Source organism: Ferribacterium limneticum, from assembly GCF_020510625.1.
Classification (GTDB): domain Bacteria; phylum Pseudomonadota; class Gammaproteobacteria; order Burkholderiales; family Rhodocyclaceae; genus Azonexus; species Azonexus limneticus_A.
Genome location: NZ_CP075191.1, coordinates 2784599 through 2805799, shown reverse-complemented (window position 1 = coordinate 2805799; position 21201 = coordinate 2784599). Strand labels below are relative to the sequence as shown.

General features: G+C 61.6%; 21 protein-coding genes. 8 read left to right on the top strand and 13 right to left on the bottom strand.

What is annotated here, in order from left to right:
- Positions 1 to 88 precede the first annotated feature (88 nt).
- Positions 89 to 1954, bottom strand: a complete 1866-nt coding sequence (locus tag KI617_RS13405) for a potassium transporter Kup (protein ID WP_226447041.1) — start codon at positions 1952 to 1954, stop codon at positions 89 to 91.
- A 149-nt stretch (positions 1955 to 2103) separates the two neighbouring features.
- On the opposite strand from KI617_RS13405, the gene KI617_RS13400 reads away from it, so the two are divergent.
- Positions 2104 to 2382: an acylphosphatase gene (locus KI617_RS13400; protein ID WP_226447040.1), complete on the top strand. Its 279-nt coding sequence runs from the start codon at positions 2104 to 2106 to the stop codon at positions 2380 to 2382.
- A gap of 111 nt (positions 2383 to 2493) precedes the next feature.
- Here KI617_RS13400 and KI617_RS13395 read toward each other — a convergent pair whose 3' ends face one another.
- From KI617_RS13395 to KI617_RS13375, 5 genes are all read right to left on the bottom strand, one after another.
- Complete coding sequence (locus KI617_RS13395; RefSeq protein WP_226451880.1) at positions 2494 to 3240, bottom strand: SAM-dependent methyltransferase; 747 nt, start codon at positions 3238 to 3240, stop codon at positions 2494 to 2496.
- 68 nt (positions 3241 to 3308) lie between these two features.
- Positions 3309 to 3851 carry a flavin reductase family protein gene (locus tag KI617_RS13390; protein ID WP_226447039.1) on the bottom strand — a complete coding sequence of 181 codons (543 nt, stop codon included), beginning with the start codon at positions 3849 to 3851 and terminating at the stop codon, positions 3309 to 3311.
- Between the two features lie 55 nt (positions 3852 to 3906).
- Positions 3907 to 4401, bottom strand: coding sequence for a TPM domain-containing protein (locus tag KI617_RS13385; protein WP_226447038.1), 495 nt, complete (start codon positions 4399 to 4401; stop codon positions 3907 to 3909).
- Positions 4402 to 4405: 4 nt separating this feature from the next.
- Positions 4406 to 5251, bottom strand: a complete 846-nt coding sequence (locus KI617_RS13380; protein ID WP_226447037.1) for a TPM domain-containing protein — start codon at positions 5249 to 5251, stop codon at positions 4406 to 4408.
- 6 nt (positions 5252 to 5257) lie between these two features.
- On the bottom strand, positions 5258 to 5863 hold the full coding sequence (locus KI617_RS13375) for a LemA family protein (protein ID WP_226447036.1): 606 nt from the start codon (positions 5861 to 5863) through the stop codon (positions 5258 to 5260).
- Positions 5864 to 6210: 347 nt separating this feature from the next.
- Here KI617_RS13375 and fhuE point away from each other — a divergent pair, with 347 nt between their 5' ends.
- Genes fhuE through KI617_RS13360 form a run of 3 tightly spaced genes read left to right on the top strand, consistent with a single transcriptional unit; the run spans position 6211 to position 9734 of the window.
- Positions 6211 to 8379: a ferric-rhodotorulic acid/ferric-coprogen receptor FhuE gene (gene fhuE / locus KI617_RS13370; RefSeq protein ID WP_226447034.1), complete on the top strand. Its 2169-nt coding sequence runs from the start codon at positions 6211 to 6213 to the stop codon at positions 8377 to 8379.
- 6 nt (positions 8380 to 8385) lie between these two features.
- Complete coding sequence (locus KI617_RS13365) at positions 8386 to 9537, top strand: PepSY-associated TM helix domain-containing protein (protein ID WP_226447032.1); 1152 nt, start codon at positions 8386 to 8388, stop codon at positions 9535 to 9537.
- Complete coding sequence (locus KI617_RS13360; RefSeq protein ID WP_226447030.1) at positions 9534 to 9734, top strand: hypothetical protein; 201 nt, start codon at positions 9534 to 9536, stop codon at positions 9732 to 9734. The genes KI617_RS13365 and KI617_RS13360 overlap by 4 nt, the downstream gene beginning before the upstream one ends.
- Positions 9735 to 9743: 9 nt before the next feature.
- Here the strand turns inward: KI617_RS13360 and KI617_RS13355 are convergent, their stop codons facing one another.
- The 4 genes from KI617_RS13355 to KI617_RS13340 are packed head-to-tail and all read right to left on the bottom strand — an operon-like array spanning position 9744 to position 12926.
- The gene (locus KI617_RS13355; protein WP_226447028.1) at positions 9744 to 10397 is read right to left on the bottom strand and encodes a YbaY family lipoprotein; all 654 of its coding nucleotides are present in this window, start codon (positions 10395 to 10397) and stop codon (positions 9744 to 9746) included.
- The gene (locus tag KI617_RS13350; protein ID WP_226447026.1) at positions 10394 to 11143 is read right to left on the bottom strand and encodes an arginyltransferase; all 750 of its coding nucleotides are present in this window, start codon (positions 11141 to 11143) and stop codon (positions 10394 to 10396) included. Before KI617_RS13350 ends, KI617_RS13355 begins: the two co-directional genes overlap by 4 nt.
- Positions 11144 to 11145: 2 nt before the next feature.
- The gene (aat, locus tag KI617_RS13345) at positions 11146 to 11850 is read right to left on the bottom strand and encodes a leucyl/phenylalanyl-tRNA--protein transferase (RefSeq protein WP_226447024.1); all 705 of its coding nucleotides are present in this window, start codon (positions 11848 to 11850) and stop codon (positions 11146 to 11148) included.
- Positions 11847 to 12926 carry an ABC transporter ATP-binding protein gene (locus KI617_RS13340; RefSeq protein WP_226447023.1) on the bottom strand — a complete coding sequence of 360 codons (1080 nt, stop codon included), beginning with the start codon at positions 12924 to 12926 and terminating at the stop codon, positions 11847 to 11849. The genes aat and KI617_RS13340 overlap by 4 nt, the downstream gene beginning before the upstream one ends.
- A gap of 30 nt (positions 12927 to 12956) precedes the next feature.
- Between KI617_RS13340 and KI617_RS13335 the strand changes: the two genes are divergently transcribed.
- Positions 12957 to 14594, top strand: a complete 1638-nt coding sequence (locus KI617_RS13335; RefSeq protein ID WP_226447022.1) for an ABC transporter permease — start codon at positions 12957 to 12959, stop codon at positions 14592 to 14594.
- A 20-nt stretch (positions 14595 to 14614) separates the two neighbouring features.
- Here KI617_RS13335 and KI617_RS13330 read toward each other — a convergent pair whose 3' ends face one another.
- The 3 genes from KI617_RS13330 to KI617_RS13320 all read right to left on the bottom strand — a co-directional run bounded on the left by KI617_RS13330 (position 14615) and on the right by KI617_RS13320 (position 16883).
- Positions 14615 to 15187, bottom strand: coding sequence for an ankyrin repeat domain-containing protein (locus tag KI617_RS13330; protein WP_226447021.1), 573 nt, complete (start codon positions 15185 to 15187; stop codon positions 14615 to 14617).
- A gap of 63 nt (positions 15188 to 15250) precedes the next feature.
- Complete coding sequence (locus KI617_RS13325) at positions 15251 to 16267, bottom strand: Fe(3+) ABC transporter substrate-binding protein (RefSeq protein ID WP_226447020.1); 1017 nt, start codon at positions 16265 to 16267, stop codon at positions 15251 to 15253.
- 118 nt (positions 16268 to 16385) lie between these two features.
- Positions 16386 to 16883 (bottom strand): C40 family peptidase, encoded by a 498-nt coding sequence (locus KI617_RS13320; RefSeq protein WP_226447019.1) that lies wholly within the window; start codon positions 16881 to 16883, stop codon positions 16386 to 16388.
- A gap of 133 nt (positions 16884 to 17016) precedes the next feature.
- On the opposite strand from KI617_RS13320, the gene KI617_RS13315 reads away from it, so the two are divergent.
- From KI617_RS13315 to KI617_RS13305, 3 genes are read left to right on the top strand one after another with little or no spacing between them, the layout of a single operon-like run.
- A complete protein-coding gene (locus tag KI617_RS13315) occupies positions 17017 to 18012 on the top strand; it encodes an oxidoreductase (RefSeq protein ID WP_226447018.1) in 996 nt (331 codons plus the stop codon).
- 1 nt (position 18013) lies between these two features.
- Entirely contained in the window at positions 18014 to 19135 is a 1122-nt protein-coding gene (locus KI617_RS13310) for a GGDEF domain-containing response regulator (RefSeq protein WP_226447017.1), read from the top strand.
- A gap of 48 nt (positions 19136 to 19183) precedes the next feature.
- Complete coding sequence (locus KI617_RS13305; RefSeq protein WP_226447016.1) at positions 19184 to 21076, top strand: propionate--CoA ligase; 1893 nt, start codon at positions 19184 to 19186, stop codon at positions 21074 to 21076.
- The last annotated feature ends 125 nt before the right edge of the window (positions 21077 to 21201 follow it).

The window sequence follows — 21201 nt, the reverse complement described above, 5'->3', positions numbered from 1 at the left end:
CGCTAGTTTCAGTTTCTGCTAATAAACTGCTGTTTTAAGTGCAAAAAAGCCCTGCCGGGTCGGGCAGGGCCTTGGGGGGCGGCTGAATTCAGATGACGAGCTGAGTCCCCAGTTCGACCACGCGGTTGGTCGGAATATGGAAGAAGTCGCTGGCACTGGTCGCGTTCTTGGACATGATGGCGAAGAGCCGGGCGCGCCAGGGAAGCATGCCGCGGGCCATGGATGGCACAATGGTTTCACGCGACAAATAGAAGGTGGTTTCCATCATGTCGAAACGTTCGCCGAAGCGTTTGCATTGCTCCAGCGCACCGGGCACGTCCGGACTTTCCATGAAGCCGTAGCGGATGATCAGGCGCTTGAAACCCTTGCTCATGTCGTGCATGTAAATGCGCTCCATGTCCACAACATGCGGCGTCTGCATGGTCTGCACGGTGACCAGCACGACGCGTTCATGCAGTACCTGATTGTGCTTGAGGTTGTGGAGCAGGGCCGGGGGCACGCCGTCCTTGGCGCTGGTCATGAAGACAGCCGTGCCATAAATGCGATGGACGTCGTCAATGGATTGCAGAAAGTCGTCCATCGGGATGCTCTGCTTGGCCATTTCTTCCGACACCATGCGCCGACCGCGTCGCCAGGTGGTCAGCACGGTGAAGGAAACAAGGCCCATGGCCAGCGGGAACCAGCCGCCTTCGGGGATCTTGATTGCGTTGGCGGCGAAGAAGGCGATGTCGACCAGCAATAGTGTGCCGGCGACGAGGGCGACGAGCAGCTTGTTCCACTTCCACATCAGGACCATGACGAAGGCGACGAGGATGGTGTCGATCAGCATGGTGCCGGTGACGGCAATGCCGTAGGCGGCGGCGAGGTTCGATGAGCTCTTGAAGCCGATGACCAGCGCGACGACGGCGAGGTAAAGCGACCAGTTGGTAAAGGGCACGTAGATCTGCCCCTCTTCCATGCCGGAGGTGTGGATGATCTGCATGCGCGGCAGCAGGCCCATCTGGATCGACTGGCGGGCGACCGAGAAGGCGCCGGAGATGACGGCCTGCGAGGCGATGACCGTTGCTGCCGTGGCCAGGCCGACCATCGGGATCAGCGCCCAGTCGGGAGCGAGGTGGTAGAAGGGGCTGGCGATGGCTTCCGGTTCGACCAGCAGCAGGGCGCCCTGGCCAAAGTAATTGAGGACCAGCGCCGGCATGACGAAACCGAACCAGGCGAGGCGAATCGGGAAGCGGCCGAAGTGGCCCATATCGGTGTACAGCGCTTCGCCGCCGGTCACGGCGAGGACGACCGAACCGAGCGCCAGGAAAGCGAGGCCGGTGTGTTCGGCAATGAAAACGATGGCAAACAGGGGGTTGAGGGCGAGCAGAACGGCCGGGTTATGGGCGATTTGCATCAGGCCGAGGATGGCCAGAATGCCGAACCACGTCACCATGACCGGGCCGAACAGTTTTCCCATGGCGCCGGTGCCGTGCTTCTGGATGAAGAACAGGCCGGTCAGGATGCCCAGCGTGAGCGGGATCACATAAGGTTTCAGTGTCGGCGTGATGATTTCCAGACCTTCGACCGCAGAAAGTACCGAAATGGCCGGCGTGATCATGCTGTCGCCATAGAATAGTGCGGCAGCGAAGATGCCGAGCAAGGTGATGATCCACGACAGGCGCGGGTTCTTGGCCCGTTCGGTGACCAGCGCCAGCAGGGCCAGCGAGCCGCCCTCGCCGCGGTTGTCGGCGCGCATGATGATGGCGACGTACTTGATTGTGACCAGCACGATGATTGCCCAGAAGACCAGCGACAGAACGCCGAGAATGTTTTCCGGGGTGACCGGGATGGGATGGTGGCCGTTGAAGATTTCCTTCAGCGCGTAGAGCGGGCTGGTGCCGATGTCACCAAAGACGACCCCGATGGCAGCGACCGTGATGGCCGGCAAGGCTTGCTTGTTATGCGAAGACATGTATTCCCCTGTTGCGCCGGTGGCGCTGATATCTGCCTAGCTGCGCCTTTCTGTCGGCAGCGCGGTCTGGCAAGCCCGCCAATCTAGCACTTTGCACTGAGCTTTGGTATAGATGCAGGCATGGTCGGCACCGTCGCAAGGAGTGAGACATGGCAATAATCGGACGTCATCTGCTGGTTGAGGGCAGGGTCCAGGGGGTGGGCTATCGCTGGTCCATGGCCGAGCAGGCAAGAAAGCTGGGCGTCGTCGGCTGGGTGCGCAACCTGGCCGACGGCCGGGTCGAGGCGATGGCCGTCGGCGAAGAAATGGCCGTGCTCGAACTGATCGCCTGGGCGCAACGCGGGCCGAGCCATGCCGTGGTCCAGCGGATCAATGTCGCGCTGGGCGACGGCGATTTCAGGAGCTTCGAGCAGGTGGCGAATGGCTGAATCGAGCCGGGGTGTTTGGGGCAGTGCTTGCTGCTTGATTTTTGGTCGCGCTGATGTGCCCTGGCACAACCGGCAAGGTTCAACCTTTGGCGTGCCCGGCGTGATGCGGCTTCATCGTGGCATCAGCGCAAACACCCCCCAGCCCAGGTATTCACGCGTGTAAGCGGCGTAGCGCTCGGGTTCCGAGCTCAGTTGGGCGCGAACCTCGTTGGCCAACTCGTCGTCGGGATTGGCTTCGAGCCATCGGCGCATGGTGAGCCATTTGGCTGCCTCGTATCTGTCCCAGCCGTCCTGGTCCGCCAGAACCATTTCAACGACGTCATAGCCCAGGTGGCCGAAAGACGCGACAAGTTCGGGAAGCACGAGGAAGTCCGAAATCGAGTTGGCAAGACAGCCTTTGGCCACATCGTCGGTCGGCGGCAACTGCCGCCAGAACGGCTCGCCGATGAGGATGATTCCTCCGGTGCGCAGGCTCCGCGCCAGAAGCGCTATCGTGCCGGCGACTCCCCCGCCGATCCAGGTGGCACCGACACAGGCCGCTACATCGGCCTTCTCGTCGGAGACATAGCCGGCAGCATCGCCATGGATGAAGTGGACTTGATCGGCGACGCCGAGTTCTACGGCACGGCGTTTCGCTTGCTCGGAGAACAGCTGGCTCATGTCGATGCCGGTGCCGACGACATCGAGATCGCGCGCCCAGGTGCACAGCATCTCCCCCGAGCCGCTACCGAGGTCGAGCACTCGGGCCCCCGACGCCAAACGCAGCGCTGCACCGAGCGTGGCCAGCTTTTCGGGGGTGATCGGGTTGTGGATGCGATGAGCACTTTCGGTGATATTGAATATTCGCGGGATGTCCAACATGGAAAATCTCCTTATGGATGTGAATGGATTCGGTCAGCGCCACAGCACAAGCTGGCCAGTGATTGCTAGACGCCCGGCGGGAGCTTGGTGGCCATCATCTGCTTCCGGTCGATCTTGCGCCCGTCGACAATGAAGGTGCCGTCACCCACGGCGTGAAGCGTGCGCTTTTCCTGGCGTTCATTGTCGATACAGGCGGCGACCGCTTCCAGCACGACGATGTTGTGCTTTTCGACAATGTCGATGACCTTGCACTCGATGTTGGCCAGGCATTCCTTGATCAGGGGCGGCCTGACGAGTTTGGCCGGGACTGGCGTGAGCTTGAACCGGGCAAATTTGTCGGTGTCGGCCCCGGAGCACGTCCCAATGCCAACGACCGTATCGAGCAGGTCGACGGTGGGAATGGCGATGACGCACTCGCGATTCTTTTGCAAGGCCGCGTAGGAGTGATTCCATTCCCCGGTGGTGATGGCAAAAACCGGGGTGAAATCCATGACCATGGTCCACGAGATGGTCATGATGTTGTCTTTCTTGCCGTCATGAGTAGTGACGAGGACGACGGGCCCGGGTTCGATCAGCGTGAAAGCCTTGCTCAGTTCCAATGTTTGCATCAGAGCACCTCCGATAATCCAGCCTTGCTGGCACGTTCGACCTTGGCGGCGATACTCAAAGCAGGGTCGGCGCGTCGTCGAGTTCGTTCGGGTTGTCGCCGCTGGCCGGGAAGTGCCGGGCGAGCAGCGCCGTGATTCGTTCGATGGCGTGCACCATGCCGGTTTGGTAATCCTTGGCGGCAAACGCGGTTTCCATGCGGCGGCAGATGGCTTCCCATTCGGCTGGCGGAACGAGGGCAGCAATCCCGCGGTCGGCGAGGATTTCGACCCGGCGGTCGATCAGTTGAACATAAACGAGGATGCCGTTGGCCTCGCGCGTCGCCGCCACGCCGAGCGACTGGAACAGCGCAGCGGCGCGGTCGCGGCAGGATTCCTCGCGGAGCAGGGCGCGGAGCGGTAGCGGGCCTTCGATGGCGATGCGGATTTCGCCGCGCTGCCTGGTTTCGGATGCCTTGACCGCCGTGGCTATGGCCGCCAGGTCGTCGGCACGGAAGGCTCGTCTGGCCCACCAGCCGGGCGATGAGAGGTGTTTGATCAGGCGTGTCAGCATGGTTTCACCAGTTCCCCGAGGCGCCACCGCCACCGAAGCCGCCTCCGCCGCCGGAAAATCCGCCGCCACCCGACGAGCCACCGCCAAAGCCGCCGGAGAAGCCCCCGCCCCCACCGGAAGACCAGCCGCCGCGGCCGAGGCGGATGAAGGAGAGGACGAAAGCGAGTAGTGCGGCGCCGCCGGCCAGGCCGAGCGAGGCGAAGATGGTCCATGCCAGCCAGCCGGCGACGCCGGAGACGGCCAGCGAACCGAGCAGGCCGAACATCGAGCGGATGATGCCGGCCATGAAGAAGACGATGAGCAGGAAGGTCAGCGCATCGGCGGGTTCGCCGTCACTCGGTGCAGTTTGCACAACGGGCGCCGGCAGCGGCTCGCCGCGAATCACCTTGTCCAGCGTCGCCATGGTGGCCTGCAAGCCGCCGGCAAAATCACCCTCGCGGAAACGCGGCGCCATCTGTTCGGCCACGATGCGCTTGGCAATGGCGTCGGGAATGGCGCCTTCCAGGCCGTAGCCGACTTCGATGCGCATGCGCCGGTCGTTCTTGGCGACGATGACGATCACGCCGTCATCAACGCCCTTGCGGCCGATTTTCCAGGCATCGGCGAGGCGGATGCCGAACTGCTCGATGCTTTCCGGCTGCGTCGTCGGCAGCAGCACGATGACGACCTGCGCGCCCTTGTCTTTTTCCAGCGCGGCGAGGCTGGCCGTCAGTCCGGCGCGTTCGTCGGCTGACAGGGTAGCGGTGAGGTCGGTGACGTGCTCGGTCAGCGCCGGCAGCGCCACCTCGCTCGCGCTCCAGCCGAGCAGCGGCAGTAGCGCGAAGCAGAGGGTGACCAGCCAGCGCAGCATGGCGGCTTACTTGGCGGCAGCCGGGCTGTCGAACTTGACGGTCGGCGGGGCGGAGATGGCTTTTTCGTCCTCGACCGTGAAGCTGGGTTTTGGCTTGTAGCCCATGACCATGGCCGTCAGGTTGTTGGGGAAGGTGCGCACCGAAATGTTGTATTCCTTGACCGTCTCGATGTAGCGGTTGCGCGCCACGGTGATGCGGTTCTCGGTGCCTTCGAGCTGGGCCTGCAGGTCGCGGAAATTGGCGTCGGCCTTGAGCTGCGGGTAATTTTCGGCGACCACCAGCAGGCGGGACAGGGCGCCGGAGAGCTCACCCTGCGCCTTCTGGAACTTGGCGAAGGCGGCTTCGTCATTGACCAGCTCCGGTGTGATCTTCATGCCAGCGACGTTGGCGCGCGCTTCGGTGACGCGGGTCAGCACTTCCTTTTCATGGGCGGCGTAGCCCTGAACGACGGAAACGAGGTTGGGGATCAGGTCGGCCCGGCGTTTGTACTGGTTCAGCACCTCTGCCCAGGCGGCGTTGACGCCCTCATCGTTGATCTGGATCTGGTTGTAGCCGCAGCCGGAAAGCAGGGTGGCGACGAGAACGAGGATGGAATAGAGACGAATGCGCATGGAAGTGGCTCCCGGAAAATGGTTCGCGGCACAGAATACCATTGCGATATTTCCGGGGGGTGAAGTTTGCTTGGGCCGGCGGGCTCTTCGCCCTTTATCTCGGGAAGCTACCCCGGCGACAAGGCGGAGGCCGGGATGGGCTGATGGGCCTAGATGGCCTGATCGACGGCTTATGGATAGACCATCTCGAAATCGCTGTGGAAGTCTTGGGCTATGACTTTCGGCCTATTGCTTGTCAATGCAATTGCGAATTGTTATCATCTAAAAACACATTAGCCAGCCACTGTCCGTCCCCAGAGACGCGGAAAGCCAGCCATTTCATCACTTTTTCGCAATGGGGGCTTGGCGTGCAGCGCACTATTTCCACTGGCAAAAAATTCAGGATCAAGACGGTTTCTCTCATGGTGGCGTTCGCGCTATCGGGCTGGTCGCAGGCACAGGATGCCGGTGGCGAGGCGCTTCTTTCGCCGGTCAGGGTTTCCGAGCGGGTAATGGGAGAGAACACCGAGGGCACCGGCTCCTACACCACGGGCAAGACAAAGACGGCAACGCCCTTGAGCCTGTCGCCGCGCGATACCCCGCAGTCGGTGTCGGTGGTGACGCAACAGCGCATCGAGGACCAGGGGCTGCTGAACATCACCGACGTGATCAACAACGTGACCGGGGTGTCGGTGAATCAGTATGAAACGCATCGTGCGCAGTTCCATGCGCGCGGTTTCGACATCAATGCATTGATGGTCGACGGCGTGCCGACGACCTGGGATCAGCAGTGGAGTTCGGGCGAGATCCTGACCGGCCTGGCGATCTACGACCGGGTCGAGGTGGTGCGCGGTTCGACGGGCCTGACGACCGGAGTCGGTGATCCGTCGGCGGCGGTCAACCTGGTGCGCAAGCGGGCCAACAGCAAGGTGCTGACGGGCACGGTGCAACTTGGTTTCGGCAGCTGGAGCGAGCAGCGGGTGCTGGTCGATGTGGCAACGCCGGTCAACGAGGCCAAGACCTTGCGGGCGCGGGTGGTCGGCGAGTACGTCGAGCGCGATAGCTGGGTCGATAACCTGGAGAACAAGAACCAGACGCTGTTTGCCACCTTCGAGGCGGACCTGACGCCGGACACCCTGCTGTCGGGCGGTTTCAGCCGGCAGGAAAACAATCCGCGCGGTTCGATGTGGGGCGGCTTGCCGGTCTGGTACAGCGACGGCAGCAAGGCCAACTGGGATCGCTCGAAGACGACGGCCGCCGAGTGGACGCGCTGGAATTCGGTCTACGAAAACTATTTTGCAACGCTGGAGCACCGCTTCGCCAACGACTGGAAGGTGAAGGCGAGCTACAGCCATGGCGACCGGACGGCGGACTCCTACCTGCTTTACCTGTACGGCACGCCGGACCGGACGACCGGCCTTGGCCTCTTCGCCTGGCCCGGCTCGTACAAGACGCGCACGCAGCAGGACGATTTCGGCCTGCAGGCGAACGGCCCGTTCAGCTTGTTCGGTCGCACGCATGAACTGGCGGTCGGCTACACCTACGCCAAGCAGAAGTTCGCTTCCGATAGCCGCGCAGCGAGCACCTTCGGCACGGTGGGCGACTTCAATGCCTGGAACGGCACGAGCTACCCCGAGCCGAGCTGGGGCGGGCTGACCTACTACAGCCAGGGAGAGACCAAACAGGAGGCGGTGTATGCGGCGGCGCGCCTGAACCTGGCCGATCCGCTCAAGGTGATCGTCGGGGCGCGCCTGACCAAGTACGAGAAATCCGGCGACGACGCTTCCAGCAACCCGTACAGGCTCAAGATTGAAGATCAGCTGACGCCTTACGCCGGGGTCATCTATGACCTGAACGAGAACTTCTCGGTGTATGCAAGCTATACCGACATCTTCCAGCCTCAGCAGCGGCGCGACATCAGCGGCAAGTATCTCGACCCCATCCTCGGCAAGAGCACCGAGGGTGGCGTCAAGGGCGAGTTCTTTGGCGGCCGCCTGAACGCCTCGCTGGCCGTCTTCCAGATCAAGCAGGAAAACCTGGCCCAGAGCACCGGCCAGATCATTGCCGGCACGACGCCGCCGGAAACGGCTTATCGCGCCACGCAGGGAGCGACCAGCGAGGGCTTCGAGCTTGAGTTGGCCGGCGAGCTGACGCCGGGCTGGAACCTCAGTGCCGGCTATACGCAATTCACGGCGACCGACACCAACGGTGCCGACGTGAACAGCATCTACCCGCGCGAACTGTTCAAGCTGTTCACCACCTACCGCCTGCCGGGCGCCTTGAATGCGCTGACCGTCGGCGGCGGCGCGAACTGGCAGGGCACGACCTACACCTACGTCGGCAGCGAGAAGTTCGAGCAGAAGGCCTATGCGCTGGTTAATCTGATGGCGCGCTACGAGATCAGCAAGCAGCTCTCGGCTCAGGTCAACGTCAACAACCTGTTCGACAAGACCTACTACGGCATGTTTGACGCCTACAACCAGTACACCTACGGCGCGCCGCGCAGTGCCAGCGTTTCGCTGAAGTACAAGTTCTGACCGGCGATGCAGAACAAGACCCTGCGCACCTGGTCCTGGGTGCATACGTGGAGCAGCCTGGTGTGCACGCTGTTCATGCTGCTCCTCTGCCTGACCGGCCTGCCGCTGATCTTTCATCACGAGATCGGGCATCTGCTCGGTACCGAGGTGGAGGCGCCGGCCATGCCGGCCGACGCGCCGCGCGCCAGCCTGGACCGGGTGATCGAGGTGGCGCGGGCGCAGCATCCGGGCCGGGTAGTGCAGTTCGTCTCGCAGCCGGAGGACAGCGCCGACCTGTGGTTCGTCACGCTGACGCCGACGCCCGAGCCGACCGACGATTTCCGCTCGGTCGTCGTCGATGCGCGAACTGCCGAGGTGCTCGGCCAGCCGCGTTTCGACCAGGGTTTCATGTGGGTGATGTTCAAGCTGCACGTCGATCTGTTTGCCGGCCTGGCCGGCAAGCTCTTTCTCGGGGCGATGGGGCTGTTGCTGCTGGTCGCCATCGTCAGCGGTGCCGTGCTCTACGGCCCCTTCATGCGCAAGCTTGAATTCGGCACGGTACGCCGAGACCGTCGGCCGCGCCTGAAATGGCTGGACCTGCACAACCTGTTGGGCATCGTCACGCTGGTCTGGTTCTTCGTCGTGGGTGCGACGGGAATGATCAACACCTGGGCCGATCTGCTGATCAAATACTGGCAGCACGACCAGTTGAGCGCGTTGCTGGCGCCCTACCAGGGGCAGCCGACGGTGCCCCTGGCCGAACGCGGCTCGCTGCAAGCTGCGCTGGAGGCGGCGCAGCGGCAGGCGCCGGAAACAACGCTGTCCTTCATCGCCTTTCCCGGCACGGCCTTCGCGAGCCCGCATCACACCGCCTTCTTCCTGCGCGGCAACGAGCCGTTCACCTCGCGCCTGCTGCAGCCGGTACTGGTCGATGCGAAGACGAGCGAAGTCACCGCGGCACCCAGCTTACCCTGGTACCTGACGGCCCTGCTGGTTTCTCAGCCGCTGCATTTCGGCGATTACGGCGGCCTGCCGATGCAGATCCTGTGGGCGCTGCTCGACATTGCGACCATCATCGTGCTCGGCAGCGGGCTCTACTTATGGCTGAAGAAAAGGCGGCAGGTAGCACCTGCGCGCGAGGATGAGTTGGTCGCGCTGGCGGCCGGAGAACGCCGGTGAGCCGGCCGCGTCACCAGGGTTCGCGGGCGATCTGGGGCTGGCCGGCGATGCTTGGCGGGTTGACCGGCATCGGGTTGATCGCGGCCTTGTTCAGCGATGGCGGCTTCGGCGATCTGCTGGCTGCGCTCTGCCTGGGTATTACGGTCGGGGTGAGCCTGTGGTTCGGCTGGCTGCGCCGAGGTGCCGGGGGCACCTGACGCGTCGCCTCAGGGTTTGGCGGCCGGCTTGAGGATGAGTTCGAGCGGGGTGTCGGCCGCCAGCTTGCGGAAGGTCTTGCTGCCGGCGAAGCGCAGCTTGCCGCCGGCCTCGATGCGGGCCGTCACGGTCACCTCGGCTGTCTTGCCGAGCAGGTCACGGTCGATGGTGGCGCCGAAAGGAATCGGTACCTGGGCGCCGTTCAGTTCGTAGCGCTGCTCGCTCAGGGTGTGCTTGCCCGACTTGAGGCGCACGGTAAGGATGGCGCCGGGCGGCAGGGCGATGCGGGCGAGATAGGTGACACTGCCGGTGACGTCGATGAAACTGCTGCTGGCCGCCGACGGTGCGCTCTGGCTGCCGGCCGGGGACACGGTGCCGCGCGCGCAGCGGCGCAGGTTGCCCTTGGCGTCTTCGATCACCGCGTTGTCATCCTGGGTGTGCAGGCGAATGTTGCCGCTGCGGTACAAGGCGCCGGAAGCCGCGGGGACTTGTGGCAGGGTGATCGCTTCATCGGCGAAATGCAGGGTGGCCTGCGCCCGTTCGTCCGCATCGGCCGAATAGGAAATGTCGAGGCGACTGCCGTTGTCACAGGCATAGGGGATACGTTCTTCACTGGCGATGGCGCAAAGCGGGAAGAGTAGAGGAAGCAGGTAGTGGCGGTTCATTCTTTTTCAGGTTTGCTTGCAGGCAGGGGCTGCCAACGGCCATCGATCAGCCCTTCGATCGGCCGGAAGGCGGCCTTGTAGGCCATCTTGCGGCTGTTGGCGATCCAGTAGCCGAGGTAGAGATAGGGCAGGCCGAGGGCCTGGCACTGGGCCGCCTGCCACAGGATGTTGTAAGTGCCAAAGCTGGCGTCAGGGATGTCCGGGTCGTAGAAGGTATAGACCGAGGACAGGCCATCGTCGAGGACGTCGATCAGGCTGACCATACGAATGTTTTCACCGTCGGAGAATTCGATCAGCCGGGTGTCGACGCGGCTTTGCAGCAGGAACTGGGCATATTGCTCATGGCTGTCTTCATCCATGCCGCCGCCGGGGTGGCGAGCCTGCTGATAGCGGTTGTACAGCGCGTAATGTTCTTCGAGATAGACCAAGGGCAATTCACGGGCCCGCAGGTCGGCGTGCCGTTTCATGGCGCGGCGCTGGCTGCGGTTGGCTTGCAGATCGGCGACCGGCAGACGGACCGGGACGCAGGCCTGGCAATCGTCGCAGTGGGGGCGGTAGGTGAAGATGCCGCTGCGCCGGAAGCCGGTGCGGATCAGGGAACTGTAGATTTCGCTGTCGATCAGGTGCGCCGGCGTCGCCACTTGCGAGCGGGCTTCGCGGTCGGGCAGATAGCTGCACGGATAGGGCGAGGTGGCGTAGAACTGGAGCAGCGAGAAGGGCAGCGCGGCGTCGTCGGGCAGGGCCATGATTATCTCGCGGGGTCGAGCGGGTCGGTCGACCAGGCCGAGCGCGGGCTGCCGGCTGCAGTCAGCGCCGTCAAACGGAGCAGGAAGTCAGCGCGGGGAATTTCTCTGCCGCCAAGCGAGGCGAGGTGGTCGGTATACATCTGACAGTCGATCATGCCGAATTGGTTGGCCACAAGATAACGCACCAGATGGGCGAAAGCGACCTTCGATGCGTCGGTGCGATGGGAGAACATCGACTCGCCGTAAAACATGCGCCCGATGGCCAGTCCGTAAAGGCCGCCGACGAGAACATCTTTCTCGTAGGTTTCGACCGAATGCGCCCAGCCAAGTTCATGCAGGCGGGTGTAGGCGTGCTTCATCTCCGGCGTGATCCAGGTGCCATCCTGGCCGGGTCGGGGCGTCGTGGCACAGCCGGCCATCACGCCGGCAAAATTGCTGTCGAAGCGAACTTCAAACTTGCCGGCGCGCAGGGTTTTCTGTAGCGAGCGGGTCAGCCGGAATTCCTCGGGAAAGAGCACCATGCGTGGGTCCGGGCTGTACCACAGCGGCTGTCCCTCGACGGTACCCCACGGGAAAATTCCCCGCCGATAGGCTTCCAGCAAGCGATCCGGCTGCAGGTTGCCACCCACTGCCAGCAGGCCGCCCATGTCTTCCCGGGCCATTTCGACCGGCGGAAAGAGGTCGAGCGGGCCAAGGTAGGGAATCATGCGTGTTTGTCGTGAAGTTTCTTGAAGGCGATGACATGGTCGGCATCGAGCCGGATGCCGATCTTTTCGCCAAGCGCGTGATTGTGGTGCGAGGGAACCAGCGAAAGCACTTCCGCACCGCTGGCCAGACGCAGCGTGTAGAGGATGTCGGCGCCACGGAAAGCCTTGTGCAGCACTTCGGCTTGCAGCGGGCTTTTGTCGTCATGGACGATGTCGTCGGGGCGCAGCAGCACATCGACATCGCAGCCATCCGCACAGTTGGCGCAGGTTTCGCTGCACTCGACCGCAATGTCGGAAACCAGCTGGCCGAGTTCCATGTCGACATTGGTGCCGCCAGCCACCACGCCGGGAAGCAGGACGCCCTGGCCGATGAAGTCGGCCACGAAGCGGTTGGCCGGGCGGTGGTACAGGTTGTAGGGCACGTCCCACTGCTGGATGCGCCCTTCGTGCATGATGCCGATTTCGTCGGCCATGGCGAAAGCTTCGTTCTGGTCATGGGTGACCATGATGGCGGTCGATCCCTCGCGCTTGAGGATTTCGCGGACTTCGACCGATAGCCGCTCGCGCAGACCGACGTCGAGATTCGAGAACGGTTCGTCGAGCAGGATCAACTCCGGTCGTGGTGCCAGCGCCCGGGCCAGCGCCACGCGCTGTTGCTGGCCGCCGGAGAGTTCGTGTGGATATTTGTTACCCTGGCCATGCAGGCCAACGGTGGCCAACAGTTGCCTGACGCGCAGATGGGCATCCTCGGCCGGCTTTCGCCCCAGGCCAAAAGCGACGTTCTCCTCGACGGAGAGGTGGGGGAACAGCGCATAGTCCTGAAAAACCATGCCGATCCGCCGCTTTTCCGGCGCTACGCGTTGCCCGGCACGGCTGACCACTTCGCCGCGCAGGCTGATCTCACCACCGGAAATGTCCTCGAATCCGGCGATACAGCGCAGCAGCGTGGTCTTGCCACAACCGGACGGGCCGAGCAGGCAGGCAATGCTGCCGCCTTCGAGCCGGAAATTTACGCCATCAACGACCGTGTGTTTGCCGTAGCGCTGAATGACGCCATTGAGTTCAAGTTGAGCCATGGTGGTCGATTATAATTCGCATTCACAACCATGCGCACCGTCCATTATTCCCCGCTGCTCCTTGTCGGCCTTGTCGTCGCCCTGCTCGCCGGCTTACCGGTCGCCAGTGTCGGCCTGAACCTTTTCGTTGGCGGGACCAGCGATACCTGGGCGCATCTGGCGGCTACCGTGTTGCCGGAATACATCAGCAATTCACTGCTGCTCTGTCTGGGGGTCGGTTGTGGCGTTGGTGTCGTTGGCGTGGCGACGGCCTGGCTGACCGCAATGCACGATTTCCCCGGGCGTCGCGTTTTCGAATGGGCGCTGGTCCTGCCGCTGGCCGTGCCGGCCTATGTCATGGCCTATGTCTATACCGATTTCCTGCAGTTCGTCGGGCCGGTACAGACCTTGTTGCGCGACACTTTCGGCTGGCAGCATGGCGACTACTGGTTTCCGGACATCCGGACGCTGCCGGGGGCTATTCTGATGTTCGTCAGCGTGCTCTACCCCTATGTCTATCTGCTCGCCCGCGCGGCATTTCTCGAACGCGCCAGCGGTATGTTGGAGGCAGCACGTACGCTGGGCATGGGTCCATGGCGGGCTTTCTTTGCCGTATCCCTGCCGCTGGCCAGACCGGCCATTGTCGCCGGGGTGGCGCTGGCGCTGATGGAAACGCTGGCCGACTATGGCACGGTGGCTTATTTCGCCGTCAATACCTTCACCACCGGCATCTACCGCGCCTGGTTTTCGCTGGGCGACCGTGTCGCTGCGGCACAACTGGCCGCCATGCTGCTCGCTTTCGTGCTGTTTCTATTGATGGCCGAGCGCGTTTCGCGGGGACGGGCGCGCTATCACAACACCACGGGCCGCAACCGGCCGATGGCGGGAGCGCGACTGCGGGGCCCGGCGGCGATCCTGGCGACTCTGGCTTGCATCGTGCCCCTGTTGCTGGGTTTCATCCTGCCCGCTGCCCTGTTGTTGAAAATGGCCTTGACCGAGGGCGATGCCCAGTTCGGGGAGCGTTTCTTCATCCTTTCCCGCAACAGCTTCGTGCTGGCCGGTAGTACGGCGGCAATCGGTGTCTTGCTGGCACTGCTGCTGGCCTATGGTGCCCGGCTGTCGAAAACGACTTTCGCCAACGCGCTGAACCGGTTGGTTGGTCTCGGCTACGCGGTCCCGGGGGCGGTCATCGCCGTTGGCGTGCTGATTCCGGTGACTCGTCTCGATAACTGGCTGGCCGGGCAATGGGCGCAGTGGTTCGGCCAGAACCCGGGCTTGCTGCTGACCGGCGGCATTGCTGCGCTGATCTACGCCTATCTGGTCCGTTTCCTGGCGGTGGCCCTGCACACAGTCGAGTCCAGTCTGGCCAAAGTAACGCCGAGCATGGATGATGCCGCTCGCAGTCTGGGTTTGGGGCAAAGTGAAACCTTGCGTCGGGTGCACGTGCCCATGCTGCGTGGCAGTCTATTTACGGCCGGGCTGCTGGTGTTTGTCGATGTGATGAAGGAACTGCCGGCAACACTGGTCATGCGCCCGTTCAATTTCGATACGCTGGCAACGCAGGCCTATACCCTGGCCTCGGATGAACGCTTGGCCGAGGCTTCGACGGCTGCCCTGGCCATTGTCGCGGTGGGTTTGTTACCCCTGATTGCCCTGTCTCGCCAGGTTTCGGCGGCACGCCGTCAGTAGCGGCGTTTCAAAGGGAAAGCTTAGCCTGCCTTCTTGGGCGGCTGGCCCAGGAGATGAAGCGCCTCATCGTCTTCCAGGAATAGCAGGTCCATCGATAGCGCATTGGTTTCCGTGCCGAAGGTCTCTGAAACATCGTCCTTGATCGAGACCGGAAGATTGGTTTCCGAACGCGTGAATTCGATGATGTTGTCCGGCTTGGTTTCTGGGAGCGAGGGTACCAAGGCTTCACCGGGCAGGGGCGCACAGGGAATTTCAAAAACCTTCGGATCGATGACGAGACCGGCGGGAATCACCGCGCCTTGCTGCAACAACAGGGCGGCAATCTCGTTGTGCTTCTGTCTTAATGCGAGGCGAAGTGGCGCGCCGGGGCCATCGCTGGCTGCTGCGTTCGGATTGGCACCGTAGGTCAGCAGTTCGCGCACAATCGCCAGATTGCCCTCGAAACACGCTGTCCGTAGCGGCAGGCCACGGCTGCCATGCATGTCGGGCTCTTCAATGTCAGCGCCGTCATCAAGCGCATTGATGACACCGTTCAATCGGCCGGCACGGATGGCAGCGATCAGCTTGCTTGCGGTGGATCCTTTGTTTGTCATGTTTTCAAGCGATTTCGACAGTCTTGGGATTGTAGGCAATCACCAAGACTTTGGCGAGCAAGCTTATTTGTATCCGACCCGGTCGAAAATGATCTGTGCCTTGCTCTGGTACATGGCCAGGTTCTTGACCGGCAACTTGTCGGCCTTGAACTTGCCGAGCGACTCCAGGGCTGGATTGGCTACCTTGACGCTGTCGACTGCGGGCCATTCGTTGTTGCCATCGGCGAAATAACGTTGCGCCTGATCGGATGCGAGATATTCCAGGAATTTGACAGCGGATTCCTTGTGCGGGGCGGTTTTCAGCATGCCGCCACCGGAAACATTGATGTGAGCGCCGTTGCCGCTCTGGTCAGGCCAGATGACACCGACTTTTTCCATCAGTTTGATCTCTTCAGGCTTGGTTGAGCGGAGCAAACGGGCTACGTAGTAGGTATTTGAAATTGCTACTCCACACTCGCCGACGGCCACCGCCTTGATCTGATCCGTATCGCCACCTTTTGGGGCGCGGGCAAAGTTGCTTACCATGCCGCGGGCCAGTTCTTCGGCCTTGGCCTCGCCCTGATGGGCGATGATCGACGCCATCAGCGACAGGTTGTACGGATGCGAGCCGGAGCGTGAGCAGAACTTGCCCTTCAGCTTCGGGTTGGCCAGGTCGGCATAATTCTGCACATCTTCCGGTTTGACCGAGCCTTTGTTGTACACGATGACGCGGGCCCGGGTTGAAAACGAGAACCAGTCTTCAGTGCGCAGATGAGCCGGGATGCGGGTTTCGAGCAGCTTCGAGCTCACCGTGGCAAACAGGCCCAGCTCATGGGCTTTGGCCAGGCGGGCGGCGTCAACGGTCAGGAAAATGTCGGCAGGGCTGTTGGAACCTTCGTTCTTGATCCGCTCAAGCAATTCATCTTCCTTGCCTTCGATGCGGTTGATCTTGATGCCTGTTTGCTGCGTGAAATTGGCGTAAAGCGCCTCGTCTGTCTGGTAGTGACGGGCAGAGTAAAGATTCAGGACCTTATCCTCGGCGCTGGCTGAGGGGGCCAATGCAGCGACGGTGACGGCGATCAGGGCGGACTTCAGCTTCATGCGGCAACTCCGGGTATCTATAGGAACCGTTCAAGTTTACTTGCCGAAGCAACGTTTTGTAAATGAGAATGGTTATCTTGTTCGGGCGTAAAAAAAGCGGCTTTTTTGCCGCTCTTGTTTAGTTGCCTTCGAGGATTCGTCGGGCGCCGTTGTAGCGCTGCATCCAGTAACTGCTTTCCATGCTCTCGACGCGAACTTCCGCTCCGGTGCGCGGCGCGTGCATGAAGTGGTTGTCACCCAGATAAATACCGACATGCGAGAAGGTGCGACGCATGGTATTGAAAAACACCAGATCGCCCGGCTTGAGTTGGCTGGAATCGATTTGCTGGCCGACTTCGCTCATTTCGCGAGCGGTACGCGGCAGGGAGGCGCCGATACTGTCCTTGAAGACCAGACGGACAAAACCGCTGCAATCCAGACCGCTGCTTTCGTCGTTGCCACCCAGGCGGTAACGGACGCCAACCAGCTTCAGACCTTGCAGGATGACATCCTGAGCGGCATTGGTGTAACGTTCAAAAAACGACGGTTGCTCTTCCGGTTTGCGTACCTGTTCAGCCGCGGAGGACGCGCTGATCCCGCCGACGAGCAGCGAGGAGGCAAGCAGAAGGGAAACCAATACTTTATGCATAGCCCCGAAATGTATTTGAAAAACTCCGGGCTGTAAAGAAGCTGAAAGAATCGGCAGTTGCAACTATGTTCATCATCCGTAATTATGAATACAATTTCTCTCCCGACGAGCGAGGCGATCTATGGATTCCTTCAAGGCACTGCTGATTGAAGAACACGACGGCAAGGTAAGCAGTGGTTTCGTCCAACTGGATGAAAGCCGGCTTGATGCCGGCAATGTCACGATCCGGGTTGCCTATTCAAGTATCAATTACAAGGATGCGCTGGCGGCCACCGGCGCCGGCAAGATCATTCGGCGTTTCCCCTGTGTCGGTGGCATCGACCTGTCCGGCACGGTCCTTGAGAGCAGCGATCCGCGCTTCAAAGCCGGTGACTTGGTGATTGCGACCAGTTTCGACATCGGTGTGGCGCACCACGGCGGGTACGCCGAAATTGCCCGGGTTCCCGGTGACTGGGTTGTGCCATTGCCGGCAGGCTTGTCGCTCTATGAGGCCATGGCTTTGGGAACGGCTGGTTTTACCGCCGCGTTGGGCGTTGTCCGGATGGAAGAGAATGGTCTGCGTCCGGAAAAGGGGCCGGTCATCGTCACCGGGGCGACTGGCGGTGTCGGCAGCCTGGCGATCGATATGCTCGCCCGGAGCGGTTATCACGTGGTGGCCCTGACCGGCAAAGAGTCCGAGGCCGATTACTTGCGTAGCCTTGGGGCGGCTGAAGTCATGCTGCGCCAGAGTCTAGACCTGACCAGGATTCGCCCGCTCGACCGTGGTCGCTGGGCTGGTGCCGTCGACAACCTGGGCGGCGATGTGCTGGCCTGGATTGCCAGCACGATGGAGCAGGGCGGAACGATTGCCAGCATCGGGCTGGCCGCCAGCATGTCGCTGAATACCACGGTGGCGCCTTTCATTCTGCGCGGTGTGTCCTTGCTCGGCATCGATTCCGGTTATATCCGGGAGCCCTACCGTAGCGGAGTCTGGCAGCGTCTGGCCACCGATCTACGTCCGCCGCATCTTGCTGCCATGTCGCGTCGTATTCCTTTCGACGATTTGCCCGCAACCTTTGGTGAATATATTGCCGGGCGCGCCAAGGGGCGCGTCGTGGTGGAAATTGCCGGAGGCTGATGTGGCCGAGTTGCCGCACATCCTGATCGTCGATGATTCCAGAGTGGTCAGGAAATCCCTCATCCAGCATTTGCAGGGGCAGTACGAGGTGCGGGAGGAGTGCGACGGTGAAGCGGCATGGCAGACCTTGGTTGTCGATCACTCGATCAAGGCCGTCATTTCCGACCTGCAAATGCCCAAGCTGAATGGCTACGAACTTCTGGAGCGGGTGCGTACCTCCAAGCTGCGTCGCTTGCAGCAGCTGCCGTTCATTCTGGTTTCCGGTGAAGAGACGGAGGAAGAGCGGGTCAGGGCAAAAGAGCTGGGGGTGTCGGATTTCGTGACCAAGGGGGCGGGAAGTACGGAAGTGCTGACCCGTCTGAATAATTTGCTGGTCTTGACCAGTGCGCAGGAAACCCGCGAGGCGGATCGCGAGCGCCTGGTGCAGGATCCGGTGAGTGGTTTGTTCACAAGAAAATATCTGGAGCTTCAGGCGGCGCAGGCCTTGTCGCATTCGGCACGGCATGGCGTCGATGTCAGCGTGATGGTGCTCGGTTTCGATGGTTTTGCCGGGTTGTGCGAACGTCTTGGTGAGCAAGTGGCCGATCAGATTGGCAACCGTTTCGCCAAGATGCTGACTGGCAAGATGCGCCAGGAGGATAGCCTGGGGCATTTCGGTAACGGGCAGTTTGCCATCGTTTCACCCGGCACGGCGCCGGCCTTTTGCGCAACGTTTGCCGAGCGCGTTCGCGAGGCGATCGAGGTGGCGCGCCTGTCGGTACAAGGGCAGACGGTGGCGTTGACCGTCAGTATCGGCTTGGCCAGTGTGCCTAACGATCAGGTTGATTCAGCCGCAAGCTTGCTGGATCTGGCCGGGGAACGCATGCAGAAAGCCATGCAGGCGGGTGGCAATCGGACAGAATCGGGCGGCATCCTGCCGGCGACGCGGCCGATTTCACTGCACCACGCGGTGGAGTTGTTGGCAGCCAATCGTCCGGGACCGGTTATCCCACATTTGCCGGCTTTGGCCGAGCGGATTCTGCCCTTGCTGAAATTGATGGGGCAGGAATTGGAGTTGGATTTGGCTCTGCCGCTGGCAGAGATCGAATATCGTTTGAGCGAACGGAAGTCTGAAAAAAATTAATCCGTTCGGTATTTTGTTGTGCAGGAAAACCTAGCTAGAGGGAGTTTTATGGCGACGTACAAGGAGTTTCACCAGTATTCCATCGAAAAGCCGAACGAGTTCTGGACCGAGCAGGCCCAGTTCATCGATTGGAAAGAACCGTTCACCCAGGTCTGCGACTATTCCCGCCCGCCGTTTGCCAAATGGTTTGTCGGTGGCAAGACCAATCTTTGCTACAACGCAGTTGATCGGCACGCCGCCAAGCGTCCGAACGACCGTGCGCTGATCTTTATTTCGACCGAAACGGACGAGGAGAAGGTCTATTCCTTCGCCGAACTGCAGCGCGAAATCGAGCGCATGGCGGCGATTTACCAGAGCCTCGGCGTCAAGAAGGGCGACCGCGTCCTGATTTACATGCCGATGATCGCCCAGGCGACCTTTGCTATTTTGGCCGCAACCCGCATCGGCGCCATCCACTCGGTGGTCTTCGGTGGCTTCGCTTCCGGTTCGCTGGCGACCCGCATCGACGATGCCAAGCCGGTGTTGATTGTTTCGTCCGACGCCGGCATGCGTGGCGGCAAGGCGGTGCCGTACAAGCATCTGCTCGACGAAGCGATCGAAATCGCCGAACACAAGCCGGCCAAGGTGCTGATGGTCGATCGTGGTCTGGACAAGGAATTCAACAAGGTGGCCGGTCGCGATGTCGATTACGCCACCCTGCGCACCCAGTTCATGGACGCCCAGGTGCCTTGCGAATGGCTGGAATCTTCCGAGCCGTCCTACATCCTCTACACCTCCGGCACGACCGGCAAGCCGAAGGGCGTGCAGCGCGACACCGGTGGTTACGCCGTGGCGCTGGCTTCGTCGATGAAGCACATCTACTGCGGTGGCGAGGGCGAAACCTTCTTCTCGACCTCGGACATCGGCTGGGTGGTTGGTCACTCCTACATCATCTACGGCCCGCTGATCGCTGGCATGGCTACCGTGATGTACGAAGGCACGCCGCTGCGTCCGGATGCCGGCATCTGGTGGAAAATTGTCGAGCAGTACAAGGTCTCGGTGATGTTCTCGGCGCCGACGGCTGCCCGCGTGCTGAAGAAGCAGGATCCGGCCTTCATGCACAAGTACGATTTGTCGTCCCTGAAGCACGTCTTCATGGCCGGCGAGCCGCTCGATCAGCCGACCCACGAGTGGTTCATGACCGAACTTGGCAAGCCAGTCATCGACAACTACTGGCAGACCGAAACCGGCTGGCCGATGCTGGCCGCGCTGCCGGGCGTCGAAAAAACCCCGATCAAGTACGGTTCACCGTCCTTCCCGGTCTATGGCTACAACCTGCAGATTTTCCGCGAAGACGGTTCGGTCTGCGATGCCAACGAAAAAGGTATCGCCGCCGTCATTCCGCCGCTGCCGCCCGGCTGTTTGACCACCGTTTGGGGACAGGATGATCGTTTTGTCAGCACCTATTTCACCCTGTTCAAAGACCCGCTGGTCTATTCGTCTTACGACTGGGCGATCAAGGACGATGATGGCTACTTCACCATCCTCGGTCGTACTGACGACGTGATCAACGTTGCCGGCCACCGTCTGGGCACCCGTGAAATCGAAGAGGCTATCCAGAACCACCCGGCGATTGCCGAAGTGGCCGTGGTTGGCGTCGAAGACAAGCTCAAGGGCCAGGTGCCGATGGCGTTTGCCGTGGTCAAGGATGCTTCCAAGGTCGCGACGCCGGAGCAGGTCAAGGCGCTGGAGAAGGAAGTGTTCGGCACGGTCGACGGCATTCTTGGCGCCATTGGTCGTCCGGCCCGTGTGCACTTCGTCACAGGTCTGCCGAAGACCCGTTCCGGCAAGATGCTGCGCCGCTCGCTGCAGGCGCTGGCTGAAGGTCGCGACCCGGGTGATCTGACGACGATCGACGATCCGTCCACGCTGGAACAGATCAAGAACGCGCTGGCCAGCTAATCTCGCTTCGCGTTTCAATGAAGGCCCGCCGATGAAAATCGGTGGGCCTTTTTATTGCAGCGCTGTAAGAATCCGGGCCGGGGGCGGGTGGTAGAATGCCCGCCAGTCCTACCATTGTGTCGATT